The sequence below is a fragment of the Pseudomonas sp. IT-P100 genome, assembly GCF_949767185.1.
Lineage (GTDB): Bacteria > Pseudomonadota > Gammaproteobacteria > Pseudomonadales > Pseudomonadaceae > Aquipseudomonas > Aquipseudomonas fluorescens_B.
Window position 1 is genome coordinate 88,838 of the sequence record NZ_CATKQK010000058.1, and the last position, 17,499, is coordinate 106,336.

The 17,499-nt window shown below is 60.6% G+C and carries 14 protein-coding genes; 10 read left to right on the forward strand and 4 right to left on the reverse strand.

Annotation, left to right across the window (positions count from 1 at the left end; genetic code table 11):
* Window positions 1–112 precede the first annotated feature (112 nt).
* From norR to ubiT, 7 genes are all read left to right on the forward strand, one after another.
* Window positions 113–1,642, forward strand: a complete 1,530-nt coding sequence (gene norR / locus ACM6IQ_RS28545; RefSeq protein WP_414880430.1) for a nitric oxide reductase transcriptional regulator NorR — start codon at window positions 113–115, stop codon at window positions 1,640–1,642.
* Window positions 1,643–1,730: 88 nt separating this feature from the next.
* Window positions 1,731–2,378, forward strand: a complete 648-nt coding sequence (pdxH, locus tag ACM6IQ_RS28550; protein ID WP_414880431.1) for a pyridoxamine 5'-phosphate oxidase — start codon at window positions 1,731–1,733, stop codon at window positions 2,376–2,378.
* 243 nt (window positions 2,379–2,621) lie between these two features.
* Window positions 2,622–3,176 carry a molybdenum cofactor biosynthesis protein B gene (gene moaB / locus ACM6IQ_RS28555; protein WP_017338883.1) on the forward strand — a complete coding sequence of 185 codons (555 nt, stop codon included), beginning with the start codon at window positions 2,622–2,624 and terminating at the stop codon, window positions 3,174–3,176.
* A complete protein-coding gene (gene glp / locus ACM6IQ_RS28560) occupies window positions 3,173–4,408 on the forward strand; it encodes a gephyrin-like molybdotransferase Glp (RefSeq protein WP_017338882.1) in 1,236 nt (411 codons plus the stop codon). Before moaB ends, glp begins: the two co-directional genes overlap by 4 nt.
* Before the next feature lie 122 nt (window positions 4,409–4,530).
* Window positions 4,531–5,526 (forward strand): ubiquinone anaerobic biosynthesis protein UbiU, encoded by a 996-nt coding sequence (gene ubiU, locus ACM6IQ_RS28565; RefSeq protein WP_414880432.1) that lies wholly within the window; start codon window positions 4,531–4,533, stop codon window positions 5,524–5,526.
* Window positions 5,527–5,536: 10 nt separating this feature from the next.
* Complete coding sequence (locus ACM6IQ_RS28570) at window positions 5,537–6,424, forward strand: U32 family peptidase (RefSeq protein ID WP_414880433.1); 888 nt, start codon at window positions 5,537–5,539, stop codon at window positions 6,422–6,424.
* On the forward strand, window positions 6,421–6,888 hold the full coding sequence (gene ubiT, locus ACM6IQ_RS28575) for a ubiquinone anaerobic biosynthesis accessory factor UbiT (RefSeq protein WP_414880434.1): 468 nt from the start codon (window positions 6,421–6,423) through the stop codon (window positions 6,886–6,888). Before ACM6IQ_RS28570 ends, ubiT begins: the two co-directional genes overlap by 4 nt.
* 75 nt (window positions 6,889–6,963) lie before the next feature.
* Here ubiT and ACM6IQ_RS28580 read toward each other — a convergent pair whose 3' ends face one another.
* The 4 genes from ACM6IQ_RS28580 to ACM6IQ_RS28595 form a co-directional block, all read right to left on the reverse strand.
* Complete coding sequence (locus ACM6IQ_RS28580) at window positions 6,964–7,389, reverse strand: putative zinc-binding protein (protein ID WP_017338878.1); 426 nt, start codon at window positions 7,387–7,389, stop codon at window positions 6,964–6,966.
* A 74-nt stretch (window positions 7,390–7,463) separates the two neighbouring features.
* Window positions 7,464–8,138 (reverse strand): Crp/Fnr family transcriptional regulator, encoded by a 675-nt coding sequence (locus tag ACM6IQ_RS28585; RefSeq protein ID WP_414880435.1) that lies wholly within the window; start codon window positions 8,136–8,138, stop codon window positions 7,464–7,466.
* A gap of 86 nt (window positions 8,139–8,224) precedes the next feature.
* Window positions 8,225–8,872: a two-component system response regulator NarL gene (narL, locus tag ACM6IQ_RS28590; RefSeq protein ID WP_414880436.1), complete on the reverse strand. Its 648-nt coding sequence runs from the start codon at window positions 8,870–8,872 to the stop codon at window positions 8,225–8,227.
* The gene (locus tag ACM6IQ_RS28595) at window positions 8,869–10,671 is read right to left on the reverse strand and encodes a HAMP domain-containing protein (RefSeq protein ID WP_414880437.1); all 1,803 of its coding nucleotides are present in this window, start codon (window positions 10,669–10,671) and stop codon (window positions 8,869–8,871) included. Before ACM6IQ_RS28595 ends, narL begins: the two co-directional genes overlap by 4 nt.
* A 304-nt stretch (window positions 10,672–10,975) precedes the next feature.
* Between ACM6IQ_RS28595 and ACM6IQ_RS28600 the strand changes: the two genes are divergently transcribed.
* From ACM6IQ_RS28600 to ACM6IQ_RS28610, 3 genes are all read left to right on the forward strand, one after another.
* Window positions 10,976–12,280 carry an MFS transporter gene (locus ACM6IQ_RS28600; protein WP_017338875.1) on the forward strand — a complete coding sequence of 435 codons (1,305 nt, stop codon included), beginning with the start codon at window positions 10,976–10,978 and terminating at the stop codon, window positions 12,278–12,280.
* Window positions 12,258–13,655 carry a NarK family nitrate/nitrite MFS transporter gene (locus ACM6IQ_RS28605; RefSeq protein ID WP_414880438.1) on the forward strand — a complete coding sequence of 466 codons (1,398 nt, stop codon included), beginning with the start codon at window positions 12,258–12,260 and terminating at the stop codon, window positions 13,653–13,655. Before ACM6IQ_RS28600 ends, ACM6IQ_RS28605 begins: the two co-directional genes overlap by 23 nt.
* 69 nt (window positions 13,656–13,724) lie before the next feature.
* Entirely contained in the window at window positions 13,725–17,498 is a 3,774-nt protein-coding gene (locus ACM6IQ_RS28610) for a nitrate reductase subunit alpha (protein WP_414880439.1), read from the forward strand.
* Window position 17,499: the final 1 nt, after the last annotated feature.

Here is a 17,499-nt window from a genome sequence, read left to right on the forward strand (position 1 = left end):
GCACCCGGCATGCCATATTTAACGCATTGAAAAATATGGCTTAATTTTTAGTTGTGGTGATAGACACCCGGACGCTTTAGGGTGAATCCAACCATAGAGGGTAATAACTACCATGCTGCGTGAAAGCCTGGCGGCCGACCTGATTGTCGAGTTGCCGAATGCTGTGCGGTTGCAACGTTTGGTCCAGACCCTGCGCGAGTACTTCAACAGTGGCGCCGTGGGATTGCTGCGTCTGGATGACGACAGCCTCAGGCCGGTGGCGACGGTGGGGCTGGTGCATGAAGCGTTGGGCCGCCGGTTTGTCATCGCTCAGCATCCGCGGCTGGCGGCGATCATGGCGTCGCGCGAACCCACCTGGTTCGAGCCCGACAGTCGGCTGCCGGATCCCTATGATGGCTTGCTCGACAATCACGCCGGCGAACCGATGCCAGTGCATGACTGCATGGGCGTGAGCCTGTATGTGGAAGGTCGGATCTGGGGGGCGATCACCCTCGATGCGCTGCATGCCGGGACCTTCGACAGCCGTGCGCGGGAAGAACTCAAGCGCTGCACCTTGCAGATCGAAGCCGCCGTGCGAGTCACCCGACTGGAACAGGAAAACCGCAGCCTGCGCTTGTCCCGCAGCGATATTCAAGACGTACGCAGACCGGCGGACGAAGGCGAGATCCTCGGGCAAAGTGAAGTGCTGCACCAGTTGCTCAATGAACTGGATGTGCTGGCCGATTCCGAGCTGCCGGTGTTGCTGCTGGGCGAGACCGGCGTCGGCAAAGAGCTGTTCGCCCGGCGCTTGCATCGTCTGTCGGGTCGCAGTCATAAGCCGCTGGTGCAGGTCAACTGCGCGGCTTTGCCGGAGTCTCTGGCGGAAAGTGAATTGTTCGGCCATGTCAAAGGCGCGTTTTCCGGCGCCACCAGTGACCGTGCCGGGCGTTTCGATGCGGCCAACGGCGGCACGCTGTTTCTCGATGAAGTGGGTGAATTGCCATTGGCTGTGCAGGCGAAACTGCTGCGCACCCTGCAGAACGGCGAGATCCAGCGCCTCGGCGCCGACAAGCCGTTGCACGTGGATGTGCGCATCATCGCCGCGACTAACCGGCACCTGCCGGACAGCATCCGCGATGGCTTGTTTCGGGCGGATCTGTATCACCGGCTCTCGGTCTATCCGGTGCCGATTCCGCCGTTGCGCGAGCGGGGTAACGATGTGTTGATGCTGGCCGGGCACTTCCTTGAGCTGAATCGGGCGCGGCTTGGCTTGCGCGGTTTGCGTCTGTCGCCGGCCGCCGAGCGCGCGCTGCTGACTTACAGCTGGCCGGGCAACGTGCGCGAGCTGGAACATGTGATCAGCCGAGCCGCGTTGAAGACGCTCAGCCGCGGCACGAGTCGCACCCTGATCATGACGCTGGAACCCGAGATTCTGGACCTCGACAGTGCCATGGGCGGGCAGGGCGTGGTCGTCGAAAGTCCTCTGGACGAAACGGCTGACGCGCCGTTCCAGCCCTTGGGGGAAGCGGTCGACGATTACCAGCGCAAGAAAATTCTCCAGGCCTTGAGCCTGTCCGGGGATAACTGGGCCAGCGCCGCGCGGATCCTGGAAATCGATCCCAGCAACCTGCACAAACTGGCGCGGCGGTTACGCCTCAAGTAAGGCTGGGCATGCTCAGTGTTGATGGTGATCAAGGTGCTGTTGCGCGAAGTCTCGCACGCTGGGCAGAACCTTTTCGGAGATCACCCTCATGCCGCTTTCCCTGGCACAGATGCGCCGCAACTACACCCTTTTTGGCCTGCAAGACGAGGCGGCGCTGGACGACCCGCTGGCCATGTTCCGACAGTGGATGCAACTGGCCCGCGACACCGAGCGCGCGCCTGTCGAAGCCAACAGCATGGTGTTGGCGACCGTCGACAGTGAAGGTCGCCCGCACTGTCGGGTCCTGCTGCTCAAGGGCTTTAGTGATGAAGGCTTCACGTTTTTCGGTCATTACCAGAGCGACAAGGGGCAGCAATTGGCTGCTAATCCGTATGCTGCGATGACCTTTTTTTGGCCGGGGCTGGAGCGTCAGGTGCGGATCGAGGGGCAAGTGTCCAGGCTCGCCCCGACGCTGTCGGATGCGTACTTCGATTCCCGCTCACAGGACAGTCGCCTGGGCGCCTGGGCCTCACCGCAAAGCCGACCATTGGCCAATCGGGCCGAGCTTGAGTCGCTGTTGATACAAACCACCCAACGGTTTGCCGGCCAGGCCGTGCCGCGGCCCGAGCACTGGGGCGGCTACTGCTTGCAGCCTGATCGCCTGGAATTCTGGCAAGGCCGTGCCGACCGCTTGCATGACCGTCTCGATTACCGGTTGCGCGATGGCGTATGGCAACGGAACCGCTTGGCACCTTGAACCCGCAGAACGCGCAGCGATGGAGAACAATGTGGGAGCGAGCCTGCTCGCGATAGCAGTGGGTCAGTCGACATCAATATTGCCTGACAAGCCGCTATCGCGAGCAGGCTCGCTCCCACAGGTATCGTGTGGCCTACACGTTCTTCATATGTCCCTGTAGAGGTACCTCCTTGGAGGAATAGGCTCATCGGGAATTCCAGTTCAGGCTTTGCCCCATACCCTCATTTACGGGAAGGCTTGGATATGGCCCATCTGGCGCAACGCACGTTTGAACCCCTGAACATTGCCGTGCTGACCATCAGCGATACGCGCACCTTTGACACTGACACCTCGGGGCAGACCCTCACGGATTTGCTGCAAACGGCCGGGCATGTACTGATCGATCGTGGTCTGGTCAAGGACGACATTTATCAGATCCGCGCCAAGGTTTCCCACTGGATCGCCGACCCCAAGGTGCAGGTGGTATTGATGACCGGCGGCACCGGTTTCACCGCGCGCGACAACACACCACAAGCGGTCTTGCCGTTGCTGGACAAACACGTGGAAGGCTTCGGTGAACTGTTCCGTCAGGTGTCCCTTGCGGAAATCGGCATGTCCAGCCTGCAATCCCGGGCATTGGCAGGGATGAGCAATGGCGTGCTGGTGTGCTGCGTTCCGGGTTCGCCGGGCGCGTGTCGAACGGCCTGGAACCAGATCCTGCTCGAACAGCTGGACAGCCGCACCGGCCCATGCAATTTCGCCCCCCATTTGAAACCGCAAGGGCAACGGGGCGTCGACGCCTGCGAGACCCGCTCATGACCGGCCGGGTGTGTGACCTTGGTCACTTGATGCCGGTGGACGAGGCCATCAATCGTTTGCTGGACCAGGCTCCGCCGCCGCCCCTGGCGCAAAAGATCGACCTGGATCAAGCCTTGGGTCGGGTGCTGGCGGCGGACATTCATTCCCCCGTCAACCTGCCGGCCTGGGACAACAGCGCCATGGACGGTTATGCCCTCAGGGCCGCTGACCTGCCACCGGAGGGTGGCTGGTTGTTGATTGGCGGACGAATCGCAGCGGGGGATTCGGCGTGCTCACCGTTGCTCGCGCAGCAAGCAGTGCAGATTTTTACCGGTGCACCATTACCTGCAGGCGCCGACACCGTGGTGCCGCAAGAGCGTTGTCGGATCGAGGGCAAGCGCGTGTGGTTCCCGCCCGTCAATACTGGCGATCACGTGCGCAAAGAAGGTGAGGAGGTTCGCCGGGGCGACCTGTTAATCCAGGCCGGCAAACGTCTGCGTGCGCAAGAAGTGGGATTGCTGGCTGGCGCTGGTATCGGGCGGGTCGAGGTCTATCGACCGTTGCAGGTGTGCTTGCTCAGCAGTGGCAACGAACTGCGTGAGCCGGGTGATTCATTGGCGCCCGGGCAGATTTACAACAGCAATCGCTACTGCCTCGCCGCGTTGTTGAGCGGTTGGGGGGTCGAGGTGCATGACTATGGCGTCATGGCCGACGAGTTGGCCGCCAGCCGGCATGCGTTAAGCCTGGCGTCTTCGGAATGCGACCTGTTGTTGAGTTCGGGGGGCGTCTCGGTGGGTGAGGAAGATCACCTCAAACAAGCGATCGAGGAACTCGGCAGCCTGGATTTCTGGCGGCTGGCCATTCAGCCGGGCAAGCCGCTGGCCTTCGGCGAAGTCGCCGGCAAACCCTGGATCGGCATGCCGGGCAATCCTTCGGCGGCGCTGATTACCGCGTTGGTGGTGGTGCGCCCGTTCCTGCTCAGGGCCCAGGGCGTCAGCGATGTGTTGCCGGCGCCACTGGCCGTGCCCGCCGGGTTCGATTGGTTGCAGCGCAACAAACGTCGGCAGTACCTGCGGGCACGGCTGACACCCGGTGCTGATGGTCAGTTGAGCGTGGAGCTGCACCCCCAGCAAAGCTCGGCGATGTTGACCGCCGCGTGCTGGGCCGATGGCCTGGCGGTGATCGAGTGCGAGCAGCAAGTGCTCAAGCACGACAACGTGATGTTCCTGTCCTTCGCCGACCTGATGCATTGATCGCAATTGATTGCCGTCAAGGCTGTGCCTGCCGGTCTCGCTAGACTGGCAGCGCCTTTTTCGATCGCTGTACCACAGGCATCGAGGGAGGGTTCAGACGCGTTTCCCCATGAGGATTACCCATGCAACTGGTCTGCCCGGCAGGCAACCTGCCTGCGCTAAAAGCGGCGGTGCGCCAAGGCGCCGATGCCGTTTATGTCGGTTTTCGCGATGACACCAATGCCCGGCATTTTGCAGGGCTGAACATGGACGACAAACAATTCGACGCGGCGGTCGCCCACATGCGTCAGCATCAACGAAAACTCTATGTCGCGGTCAACACCTACCCGCAACCCAAGGGCTGGGAACGCTGGCAGCGCGCGGTTGATCGCGCCGCCGATTTTGGCGTGGATGCGCTGATCGCCGCCGACCCCGGCGTACTCAACTACGCCAGCCAGCGGCATCCGCAACTGGCGCTGCACCTGTCGGTGCAGGGCTCGGCGACCCATGCCGCGGCCCTGGAGTTTTATGCGCAACGCTACGGAATTCGTCGCGCGGTACTGCCTCGGGTGTTGTCGTTGGCCCAGGTGCGTCAGGTCGCTGCGAGTAGCCCGGTGCCCATCGAAGTCTTTGGCTTCGGCAGCTTGTGCATCATGGCTGAAGGGCGTTGCCATCTTTCTTCGTACATTACCGGTGAGTCGCCGAACCTCTGTGGCGTCTGTTCGCCGGCCAAAGCGGTGCGCTGGAGCGAAGACGCCGACGGCTTGAGCGCACGGCTCAGTGAAGTGCTGATCGACCGTTACACCCCTGAGGAACCCGCCGGATATCCGACCTTGTGCAAAGGCCGTTTCCTGGTCGGCGGCAAACGCTTTCATGCGCTGGAAGAACCCACCAGCCTCGACACCCTGGACTTGCTGCCGGAATTGACGGCCATCGGCGTCGAGGCGGTCAAAATCGAGGGCCGGCAACGCAGCCCGGCGTATGTCGAACAAGTCACCCGTGTCTGGCGTGCGGCGCTGGATGCCCATCGTGGCTCGCCGGGCAGTTTTCGGGTCAAGGAGGAATGGCGCCGGGTGTTGGCCGGTTTGTCCGAAGGCAGCCAGACCACTTTGGGTGCTTACCATCGATCATGGCAATGAGGGAGGCGACATGAAGCTCAGCCTTGGACCGGTCCTGTTTTATTGGGACAAAGCGCAACTCAGCAACTTTTACGCCGAGATGTCGGCCTTGCCCCTGGATGTGATTTATCTGGGGGAAACCGTGTGCTCGAAACGCCGGTCATTTTCATTGGATCAATGGTTGGGGCTGGGGCGCGAGTTACAAGAATGCAGCCAGGCACAACTGGTTCTCTCCAGCCTGACGCTTATCGAAGCGGCCTCCGAACTCTCTAGCCTGCGGCGGCTCTGCGACAACGGCCAACTGTTGGTGGAAGCCAACGACATGGGCGCGGTGCAGTTTCTGGCCGAGCGCAAGTTGCCGTTCGTGGGCGGTCCTGCGCTGAATGTGTACAACGGGCATACGCTCACGCAACTGCTGGACGGCGGGATGACCCGTTGGGTGCCGCCCGTGGAGTGTTCGGCGACGCTGATTAGCGATGTGCTCGATCAGGTGCGGGAACTGGGTCGAGAGGTCCCGGAAGTCGAAGTCTTTGCTTACGGGCATTTGCCGTTGGCCTATTCCGCACGCTGCTTCACCGCGCGGGCGGAAAACCGGCCCAAGGACGACTGCCAGTTTTGCTGCATCAACTACCCCGACGGCCTGCCGCTGACCAGTCAGGAAGGGCAGGCACTGTTCACCATTAACGGCATTCAAACGATGTCGGCCGAGGTGACCAATCTCCTGGCAGATTACGCGGGGCTGGTGGCCTGCGGCGCTGATTTGTTGCGACTGAGCCCTCGTTATCAAGGCATGGCGCAGGTCATTGCCGCCTATCAACGGGTTCGTCTGGGCGAGACACCGCCGGTGTTCGTCGACGGTTGTAACGGTTACTGGCATGGCCAGGCCGGCATGTTGCGCGTCGAGGAGGTCGGCCTGTGAATCGGAAGAAGTGGCTGCTCAAAGGCGCCGACCGGTTGTTGCCGTTGGTGCGCCGGGTGCCTTTTGCCGTGCAACGTCTGGCGTTGCAGCAGGCGCTCAATCGCTGCCTCGCGGATCCGTTGCGCGACGGCGAGTTTGAAGTGTTGCGTGGGCGCTGGTTGTGCTTGCGGATTCCGGACCTGGGGTTGTCCTGGTTTCTTACGCTGACCCGTGAAGGGTTGCGAATTGCTGAACGCGCCAACGCGCATGTGACCATCAGTGGTAACTGGCGTGAGTTTTTACTACTGGCCAGCCGTCAGGAGGATCCGGATACGTTGTTCTTTCGCAGGCGTTTGGTGATTGAGGGGGATACGGAGTTGGGGCTGGCGCTGAAGAACCTGATCGACAGCCTCGATCCCGATGTGTTGCCTGTGTGGCTGTGGCGCAATCTGGAGCGGGCAGGGAAGGGGTTGGCGGCGCAGTAGAACCTGCAAACGCCGGTCAAAATGTGAGAGCGGGCCTGCTCGCGAAGGCGTGTCAGTCAACATCAATGTTGAATATCAGTCCGCCTTCGCGAGCAAGCCCGCGCCCACATTAGAATGTATTTGTTCCACAGACTGGCGGGCATCACTGGCAATCAACTGTTTGATCCCTTCAAACAACTCATCCCCCTGCGCCTCCGTACAGTCCTCGCCAAAGCGTTTGCGCAACCCGTAATGGCTAAGAATCAAATGCACATCCGCGTGCAAACCATGCTGCTTCAGGCAGTTTTCGACGCATTGCAACGGACAACCATCCAAAGCAAAAATCCGCCGTCCCGAGCGTGCCTTGTTGACCAACGCCGCCACGTGCCCGCCGACCCCGACGATGCAGGACATTTCCGCCAGTCCGCTGCGATCAAGCCGCACGGCCAGGGTATTGGCCAGTTGGGCAACGTTGGAGCAGCCTGAGCAGGAGTAAATCAGGGGCAAGGTTGAACGGGACATGAGCGCTCTCCATGGATGGACATCTTCAGTGTGCAAGAGCGGTGGCATTGCGCATTGACGGCGGTCAATTACGACTATTGGAAGGCCGCGAGATCCTCTTCGGCGAGGATGCTGATGTTGCGGCGTTCCATCGCGATCAGGCCGCTGTCCACCAGGCGGTGCAAGATCCGCGAAAAGGTTTCCGGCTGAATGCCCAGCTTCGAGGCCACCAGGCGTTTGGACACCTGCAACACAATCAAACCGCTGACCGGGTTGCGTTCCTGAAACAGGAAGTTGATCACCCGGCGGCTCGCACTGGCCATGGTCAAGGTGTCGATGTCGCGCAGACGCAGGTGCAGGTGGACGCTCATGCTCGCCAGGATCGCCAGGCAGACTTTCGGCTGATCTTCCAGGGCATTGCGGTAGTGGTTGCCCTCGATACTCACCAGTACGCTGTCTTTCAGCGCCGTGGCGCTGACCGGGTAGAGACGGGCCTGGCTGAACAGTAAAGCTTCGGCAAAGGTCTGGCCCGGCTGGATGATCTCCACCAGATTCTCCTGGCCTTCGCCGGTCAGCCGATACAACTTGATCTGGCCGCTGACCAGCAGGAAGAAACGCTTGGCCGGATCCCCTTGGTGCATGAGTGTGCTGTGACAACTCAGGCGCTTGAGCATCGCCAGGCCGCAGACTTCCTCGAAGATTTTCTCCGGAAGTTGGCTGAACAGATGATGACGGCGCAACGTTAAAACGATGGAAGGGTGGATCAGCATGGCGTACCTCCGCTGACGCTCATAGTAGAGAGTGTCGGCCGGATGACCTATGCCTCTGCCGGTCTACCTCCAAAGAGGCATACCCGTCATCCGGCATTGCGCAGATGCTCCATGGCCCATACCGCGGCCTCGACCCGCGAGCGCAAGCCGAGTTTGTGCAGCAGGTTTTTCACATGAACCTTGACCGTCCCTTCAGTGATGCCGAGCTTGTGCCCGATGACTTTGTTGCTGAAGCCGCTGGCGATGGTTTTCAGCACCTGACGTTCACGCTCGGTCAGTTCCACCACGGTCTGGCGCTGGGGTGAGCGCAGTGCCTGGGCCATGACCTGGGTCAGCCCCGGGCTGATCACCAATTCGCCGTTCAAGGCATTGCGGATGTACTGAATCAACAGTTCGGGCTCCATGTCCTTGAGCAGGTAGCCGTCGGCATCCAGACGCAGCGCGTCGCGAATATCGTCTTCGGCATCCGAGACCGTAAACAGCAGCACCTTGCCGTTGTAGTGCATCGCCCGTAACTGGCGGAGGGTTTCAATGCCATTCATCACCGGCATGTTGTTATCGAGCAATACCAGATCCGGTTGCAGCGGCTCGATCAGTCCGAGCGCTTCTTCGCCGTTGCTGGCTTCACCGACGATCAGGAAATCATTTTCGAGTTCGAGCATCTGGCGGATGCCGTGACGCATCATCGGATGGTCATCGACCAGCAGGATGGTGTGTTGCAGGGACGGGTTCATGTGACGCTACCTTCTGTTTTTTGTCCCAGAAACTCCGGTTGGAATTCCAGTTGGACACGGGTGCCTTGCGGCTCCCTGGAGACGATTTCGAGTTGACCGCGCAAGCTGCGGGCCCGCTCATCCATGATTTTCAGGCCGTGATGCTCGCGTTGGTCGACGTTGCCGCTGAAGCCACGCCCGTCGTCTTCGACGATCAGCCTCACGGTTTCACCGTCCTGACGCAGTTGCAGCCAGGCGTTTTGCGCGTGGGCGTGACGCAGGCAATTGGAGAGTGCCTCGCGGGTGATCTGCAGAATGTGGATTTGTTCGCTGGCCGATAATTGAAAGGCCAGCGCGTCGACGTGCAGGTGCACCTGGCACTCCCCGCGACGGGAGAATTCTTCGGCGGTGTCCTTGAGCTCCTGCACCAGCCCCGCATCGTGAATCTGCAAGCGAAAGGTGGTCAGCAACTCGCGTAACTGGCGATAGGCATTGTTCAGCCCTTCGCGCAGTTCGGCGGTGACGTTCTCCAGGGTCTCGACCGGTTCGCCACGACGCATCAGGGTCTGCAGGCGGCTGACTTGCAGCTTCATGTAGGACAGGGCCTGGGCCAGTGAGTCGTGGAGCTCGCGGGCAATGATGGTGCGTTCGTCGAGCAACAGCAGGCGATGATCCTGTTCCCGTTGCCGCTTGAGCGAGAGCGAGGTGCCGATCAGGTTGGCCAGGGCCTGGATCAGTTGGGTTTCCCAGGCTTGCGTCGGGTGTCCATCGACAAAATGCGCCTTGAGCTCACCCAGTTCGCTGCCCTGGTTGCTGATGCTGAAGGTTTGCGGGCTGGCTTTATGGTGCTTCTGGCACGTGGCGCAATCGCTGCTGGCGCAGACTTCGCGGATGTTGGCGCCATGCAGGGCGAGCAACTGTTGGGCCGGTGCCTGCAATTGACCTTGCAGGCACAGCGACAGGCGCAAGCCGGGCAGGCGTTGCTGGAAGCGCCGGATCAACTCATCCAAACCTTCGGCATTGGCCAGGCGTGTAGCCAGGCTTCGACTGCTTTGGTACAGCAATTCAAGGGCCGCATTGGCTTGTTGCAGGTTCAGGGTTTTCTGCTGGACCTGACTCTCAAGGGTGCGATGCGAGTCTTCGATCGTCTCGGCCATGGCGTTGAAACTCATGGCCAATTGGCCCAATTCGTCCTGGGACTGATGGTTGACCCGCACCTTGAAATCGCCACGACGAAAACGCTGGGTCGCGTCCACCAACTCTTTCAGGGGCGTGACCACGCCATATTGCAGTTCGTAAAGCCCAAGCAGCAGGACGATCATCGTGGTGAACAGCGCCAAGCCCTGGATAACTTGTTGCCAGCCTTGCTTCTGTTCGCTTTGGCGCTGTAACAAGTCGACGAAATGGTTCAGTTGCTCAACGAAGGGCAGGGCCTGGAGCTGAAAATAGGCGGCATCACCGCGCTCCAGTGCCGGACGCAAATCCTCGTTCCATTGTTGCTGGATTTGCCCGTAGCTGATCTGCAGCGCGGTGGTCGGGCCATCTTCCAGCACGGCTTTGAGTGACTGGCTGTTTAGACGGGTTTGCAGGCTGTCGGTGATGGCGAGGATTTCTTCACCGGTTGCCCCTGCGGCCAGTTTCCAGCTCAGGTGGTAGGTCTCCATGCGCACAGAGCCTGCGGTGTTGATGGCAGCCGCATCACCCTGGCTGAACCAGGCGATCAGTCCGGCACTCAACGAACTGGCAAGGGCGAGCACGGCGATCAGGATCACGGCCAGCCCGGCGCGAGCGGGCAGGGAGCTGCGCAACCAGCGCATCATCAGCGCAGGTCCCGGACAATTTCAGGAAAACAGAGCATGTGGAACCCCAGGTCAGGGTTTTGCCGCCGATCCCGGGCGCGCTACCTCTAAAGAGTTGTCGACTGATCCTTGTCAGCAAAAACCGTGGCGAAAAACCTTAAGACACTGATAAACAAACGGTTTCAGGGTTCTTCTGTACTACCTCCTTAGAGGTAGACCCCGCAAGCATAGGCCTATGCCCCCATGGGCTTCGTTGACGTAGGTCAAGTTTTTGCGGGGTTGGCCTCTCTAGTCTGCCGCCATGGCTAACTGACTGGAGAGCATTGTGACCGAACCCCGTGTACGACAAGGCCTGGTGCTGGGCATGAGCACATTGGCCTTCACTGTCTGCTTCATGGTCTGGATGATGTTTGCCGTGCTCGGGGTGCCGATCAAGGACCTTCTCCAGCTCAACGAAACCCAGTTCGGCCTGCTGGCCGCGACGCCGGTGCTGACCGGTTCGCTGGTGCGTCTGCCACTGGGGCTGCTGACCGACCGCTTTGGTGGGCGCAGCGTGTTCTTCCTGCTGATGCTGGCCTGCGTCGCGCCGCTGTACCTGATCAGTCACGCCACCGCCTATTGGCAGTTCCTGGTGCTGGGCTTGTTCGTCGGCCTGGCCGGCGGCTCGTTCTCGGTGGGGATTGCCTACGTCGCCAAATGGTTCGACAAGGAGAATCAGGGCTTCGCCATGGGCATCTTCGGCGCCGGTAACGCCGGAGCCGCGGTGACCAAGTTTCTGGCCCCGGCATTGATCGCTGCCGGCAGTTGGCAGTTGGTGCCGAAAGTTTTCAGCGCGATTCTATTTATCACCGCGCTGTTGTTCTGGTTCCTCAGCGCCGAGAACAAAAACCACCGCAGCGCTTCGGGCGCCACGTTGCGTGAGCAATTGAGTTCGCTGAAGGACCCGGCCGTGTGGCGCTACTGCCAGTACTACTCGATCGTCTTCGGTGGTTATGTCGCCCTGGCGCTGTGGATGACCAAATACTACGTGCAGGAATACGGTTTCAGCCTGCAAAGCGCGGCGCTGCTGGCGGCCTGTTTTTCCCTGCCCGGTGGCGTGCTGCGTGCGGTCGGTGGCTGGATGTCGGATCGCTGGGGTGCGCAAAGCGTGACCTGGTGGGTGTTGTGGATCAGCTGGATCTGCCTGTTCCTGCTCTCGTATCCCCAGACCCAACTGCAAGTGCAAACGATCAACGGCCCGGTGGATTTTCACATCGGCCTCAACCCCGCGCTGTTCACCGTACTGCTGTTCGTCATGGGCATCGCCTTCGCGTTCGGCAAGGCCTCGGTCTTCAAATACATCGCCAATGACTACCCGAAAAACATGGGTGCGGTGTCCGGCATCGTCGGCCTCGCCGGTGGCCTGGGCGGCTTCGTGTTGCCAATCCTGTTCGGCGCCCTGGTGGACCTCACCGGCGTGCGCTCTTCCTGCTTCATGTTGATGTACGGCGTGGTCTGGGTCTCCCTCACCTGGATGTACTTCAGCGAAATACGCAAAAGCCCGGTGCTGGGTAAAGCGCCGCTGCTGACACCGTCCCCGATTTCCAGCATTGCCCTAGGAGAAGAACATGTCCGTTCTGCAAAAGCCTGACAAAGGCCCGGTCATTCATGACTGGCGCCCCGAGGACCCCGCGTTCTGGGGAAGTAGCGGCAAACAGACCGCCACGCGCAACTTGTGGATTTCCATTCCTGCGTTGCTGCTGGCCTTTGCGGTGTGGATGGTCTGGAGCACGGTGATCGTGCGTTTGAACGCCATCGGTTTCTCCTTCACCACCGACCAGCTGTTCTGGCTGGCGGCGTTGCCGGGGCTGTCCGGGGCGACCTTGCGGGTCTTCTATTCCTTTATGGTGCCGATCTTCGGTGGCCGTCGCTGGACCGCCCTGAGCACCGCGTCGCTGTTGCTGCCATCGATCTGGATGGGCTTCGCCGTGCAGGACCCGAGCACCTCCTACAGCGTGTTCGTGTTGATTGCGTTGCTCTGCGGTTTTGGTGGCGGCAACTTCGCGTCGAGCATGTCCAACATCAGTTTCTTCTATCCGAAGTCGCAGCAGGGCACGGCCCTTGGCCTCAACGCGGGGCTGGGTAACCTGGGCGTCTCGGTGATGCAGTTCTGTGTGCCGCTGGTGATTACCTTCGGTGTGTTCGGTTTCATGGGCGGCTCGCCGCAAGCACTGCCGGACGGCGGCCAGTTGTGGTTGCAGAACGCCGGCTTCATCTGGGTGCCGTTTATTGTCCTGGTGACCGTGCTGGCCTGGTTTGGCATGAATGATCTGTCCAGTGCACGGGCCTCGTTCAGCGAACAGGCGGTGATCTTCAAACGCAAACACAACTGGCTGATGTGCTGGTTGTACCTGGCGACCTTCGGTTCGTTCATCGGTTTCTCCGCCGCGTTTCCGCTGCTGATCAAAACCTCGTTCCCTGACGTCATTGCCTTGAAGTTCGCTTTCCTCGGCCCGTTGGTGGGTGCGCTGGTGCGTCCATTGGGCGGCTGGCTGGCGGACAAGCTCGGCGGTGCGAAGGTGACCTTGTGGAACTTCGTGCTGATGATCGTGATGGTCTTCGGTGTTCTGCACTTTCTGCCGCAAAGCGGCCAGGGCGGTAACTTCTACGGCTTCCTCGGTATGTTCATGCTGCTGTTCATCACCACCGGCGTCGGCAACGGTTCCACCTTCCGCATGATCCCGGTGATCTTCCGCACCCAGCATGAAAAAGCCTCGGCCGGCAAACCAGCCGCCGTGCGCGAACAAGCGCTCAAGGATGCCGGCAAAGAATCAGCTGCGGTCCTGGGCTTCAGTTCGGCCATGGGCGCCTTCGGCGCGTTCTTTATTCCCAAATCCTTCGGCACTTCGATGGCCCAGACCGGCGGCCCGGAGATGGCCTTCTACATGTTCGTCGGCTTTTACCTGAGCTGCATCGTGGTGACCTGGTGGTGGTACGCGCGCAAAGGCGCCGCGACACCCTGCTGAGCCGAGCTGCATCCAACCATTGCGTGGGCGGGGCACAGACCCCGCGACAAAGCCTGAGAGGACTACACCGTGAGTCATTTACTGGATCAATTGCGGTTTTTCAACCGCAAGCAAAACGAGTTTTCCGACGGTCATGGCGAGACCCGCAAAGAGTCGCGTGACTGGGAGAACGTCTACCGTTCGCGCTGGCAGTACGACAAGATCGTGCGTTCCACCCACGGGGTGAACTGCACCGGTTCCTGCTCGTGGAAAATCTACGTCAAGAACGGCCTGATCACCTGGGAAACCCAGCAGACCGACTACCCGCGTACCCGTAACGATCTGCCGAACCATGAGCCCCGTGGCTGTCCGCGTGGTGCCAGTTACAGCTGGTACATCTACAGCGCCAACCGGCTCAAGTACCCGAAAATCCGCAAGCCATTGCTCAAGCTCTGGCGCGATGCGCGGCAGACCATGGCGCCAGTGGAAGCCTGGGCCAGCATCGTCGAGGACAAGGCCAAGGCCGACTCCTATAAAAGCAAGCGTGGCATGGGTGGCTTCATCCGCTCCAACTGGGAGGAAGTCAACGAGATCATTGCCGCGGCCAACGTCTATACGATCAAGCAATACGGCCCGGACCGGATCGTCGGCTTCTCGCCGATCCCGGCCATGTCGATGGTCAGCTATGCCGCAGGCTCGCGTTACCTGTCGCTGATCGGTGGCGCCTGTCTGAGCTTCTACGACTGGTACTGCGACTTGCCGCCGGCCTCGCCGATGGTCTGGGGCGAACAGACCGACGTGCCGGAATCGGCCGACTGGTACAACTCCAACTACATCATTGCCTGGGGCTCCAACGTCCCGCAAACCCGTACCCCGGACGCGCACTTCTTTACCGAAGTCCGCTACAAGGGCACCAAGACCGTGGCGATCACCCCGGACTACTCGGAAGTCGCCAAGCTCACCGACCTGTGGCTGAACCCTAAGCAAGGCACTGACGCGGCGCTGGCGCAGGCGTTCAACCATGTGATCTTCAAAGAATTCCACCTGGACAAACCGAGCGCCTATTTCACCGACTACGCCAAGCGTTTCACCGATCTGCCGGTGCTGGTGCTGCTCAAGCAAATGGTCGACAAGGCACCGGGCGCCGGTTATCAGCCGGACCGTTTCCTGCGCGCCAGCGACCTGACCGACAACCTCGGCCAGGAAAACAACCCGGAATGGAAAACCATCGCCCTCGACGTCAGCGGCGAACTGGTTTCGCCTCAGGGTTCCATCGGTTATCGCTGGGGCGAGAAGGGCAAGTGGAACATCCTGCCTCGTGAAGGTGGCGAAGGCCGTGAGATCGATCTGAAACTGAGCCTGATTGGCGGTGACGTTGCCGAAGTGGCGTTCCCGTATTTTGCCGGCGAGTCCCACGAGCACTTCCAGCACGTGGCCGGCGATGCCGTGCAATACCGCCGCGTGCCGGTTCACAGCGTGGTGCTGGCGGACGGCAGCGTGGCCAAAGTCGCCACCGTGTTCGACCTGTCGGCTGCCAACCTGGCCATTGATCGCGGCCTCGGTGGCGATAATGTGGCCAAGGACTACGACGACGCTTCTGTACCGGGTACGCCGGCGTGGCAGGAGCAGATCACTGGCGTCAGCCGTGAGAAAGCCATCCAGATTGCCCGTGAGTTCGCCGATAACGCCGACAAGACCAAGGGTCGCTCGATGATCATCGTCGGCGCGGCGATGAACCACTGGTACCACATGGACATGAACTACCGCGGGCTGATCAACATGCTCATGCTCTGCGGGTGTGTCGGCCAGACCGGTGGCGGTTGGGCGCACTACGTAGGCCAGGAAAAACTCCGTCCGCAATGCGGCTGGCTGCCCCTGGCATTCGGCCTGGACTGGAACCGTCCGCCTCGCCAAATGAACGGCACCAGCTTCTTCTACGCCCACAGCTCGCAATGGCGTCACGAGAAAATGAGCATGCACGACGTGCTCTCGCCATTGGCCGATAAATCAAAATTCCCCGAGCATGCCCTGGACTACAACATCCGCGCCGAACGCGCCGGCTGGTTGCCCAGCGCACCGCAACTCAACACTAACCCTTTGCACATTTGCCGTGACGCGGCGGCGGCCGGCATGGACCCGAAAGACTACGTGGTCAAGTCGCTGCAGGACGGTTCGCTGCGCTTCTCCTGCGAACAGCCGGACAGCCCGGTCAACTTCCCGCGCAACATGTTCATCTGGCGTTCCAACCTGCTGGGCTCCTCGGGCAAGGGCCACGAGTACATGCTCAAGTACCTGCTCGGCACCAAAAACGGGGTGATGAACGAAGACATCGGCCAGGTCGGCGATTGCAAACCTGAAGAAGCCGAATGGGTGGATGAGGGCGCCATCGGCAAGCTTGATCTGGTCACTACGCTGGACTTCCGCATGTCCTCGACCTGTGTCTATTCCGACATCGTGTTGCCGACCGCGACCTGGTACGAAAAAGACGACATGAACACCTCGGACATGCACCCGTTCATTCACCCGTTGTCGGCAGCGATCGACCCGGCGTGGGAATCGCGTTCCGACTGGGAAATCTACAAAGGCATCGCCAAGGCGTTTTCCAGCATGTCCGAAGGGCATCTGGGCGTTGAAAAGGATCTGGTGACCATCCCGCTGATGCACGACAGCGTCGGCGAACTGGCCCAGCCGTTTGGCGGCACCGACTGGAAAAGCGCCGGCGTGGCACCGGTGCCAGGCAAAAACGCACCGAATCTGCACGTGGTGGAGCGTGACTACCCGAACATCTACAAACAGTTCTCATCTCTCGGGCCATTGCTGGAAAAACACGGCAACGGCGGCAAGGGCATCAACTGGAACACCGAAGACGAAGTGAAATTCCTCGGTGAACTCAATCACAAAGAAGGCGATGCCGGTATCAGTCACGGCCGTCCGAAAATCGACACGGCCATTGATGCCGCTGAAGTGATTCTGTCCCTGGCGCCGGAAACCAACGGCCAGGTTGCGGTCAAGGCCTGGGCCGCGCTCTCGGAATTTACCGGCATCGATCACAGCCACCTGGCGCTGTCCAAGGCCCACGAGGCGATTCGTTTTCGCGACATTCAGGCACAGCCGCGCAAGATCATATCCAGCCCGACCTGGTCGGGCCTCGAAGACGATCACGTCAGCTACAACGCCGGCTACACCAACGTTCACGAAGGGATCCCGTGGCGCACCATCACCGGTCGCCAGCAGTTTTACCAGGATCACCCGTGGATGCAGGCGTTCGGCGAGCAACTGATGAGTTATCGCCCGCCGGTCAACACCCGCACCATCGAAGGGGTGAAAGGCAAGCGCAGCAACGGCCACAAGGAAATCGTCCTGAACTGGATCACCCCACACCAGAAATGGGGCATTCACAGCACCTACAGCGACAACCTGCTGATGCTGACCCTCAGCCGTGGCGGGCCGATTGTCTGGCTCTCGGAGAACGACGCGAAAAGCGCCGGCATCGAGGACAACGACTGGATCGAGTGCTTCAACGTCAACGGTGCACTGACCGCCCGGGCGGTGGTCAGCCAGCGCGTCAAGGACGGCATGGTGATGATGTATCACGCACAGGAACGGATCGTGAACGTGCCAGGTTCGGAAACCACCAAGACCCGTGGCGGCCACCACAACTCGGTCACCCGCGTCGTGCTCAAACCGACCCACATGATCGGCGGCTATGCCCAACAGGCCTACGGTTTCAACTATTACGGCACGGTCGGTTGCAACCGCGATGAATTCGTCGTGGTGCGCAAAATGTCCAAAGTCGACTGGCTCGATGGTTCAAGTGGCGATGACCTGCCACGTCCGCTGCCGACCGATATTGAGGAGAACTGAG

Excerpts from the sequence above, each read along its gene's own strand:
- ACM6IQ_RS28585 (WP_414880435.1), bottom strand. The coding sequence starts at position 8,138 with ATGCTGATCCACCCTTCCATCGTTTTAACGTTGCGCCGTCATCATCTG.
- ACM6IQ_RS28595 (WP_414880437.1), bottom strand. The coding sequence starts at position 10,671 with ATGATGCGCTGGTTGCGCAGCTCCCTGCCCGCTCGCGCCGGGCTGGCC.
- ACM6IQ_RS28605 (WP_414880438.1), top strand. The coding sequence starts at position 12,258 with ATGTCCGTTCTGCAAAAGCCTGACAAAGGCCCGGTCATTCATGACTGG.
- pdxH (WP_414880431.1), top strand. The coding sequence starts at position 1,731 with ATGCCGCTTTCCCTGGCACAGATGCGCCGCAACTACACCCTTTTTGGC.
- moaB (WP_017338883.1), top strand. The coding sequence starts at position 2,622 with ATGGCCCATCTGGCGCAACGCACGTTTGAACCCCTGAACATTGCCGTG.
- glp (WP_017338882.1), top strand. The coding sequence starts at position 3,173 with ATGACCGGCCGGGTGTGTGACCTTGGTCACTTGATGCCGGTGGACGAG.
- narL (WP_414880436.1), bottom strand. The coding sequence starts at position 8,872 with ATGAACCCGTCCCTGCAACACACCATCCTGCTGGTCGATGACCATCCG.
- norR (WP_414880430.1), top strand. The coding sequence starts at position 113 with ATGCTGCGTGAAAGCCTGGCGGCCGACCTGATTGTCGAGTTGCCGAAT.
- ACM6IQ_RS28580 (WP_017338878.1), bottom strand. The coding sequence starts at position 7,389 with ATGTCCCGTTCAACCTTGCCCCTGATTTACTCCTGCTCAGGCTGCTCC.
- ACM6IQ_RS28570 (WP_414880433.1), top strand. The coding sequence starts at position 5,537 with ATGAAGCTCAGCCTTGGACCGGTCCTGTTTTATTGGGACAAAGCGCAA.
- ubiU (WP_414880432.1), top strand. The coding sequence starts at position 4,531 with ATGCAACTGGTCTGCCCGGCAGGCAACCTGCCTGCGCTAAAAGCGGCG.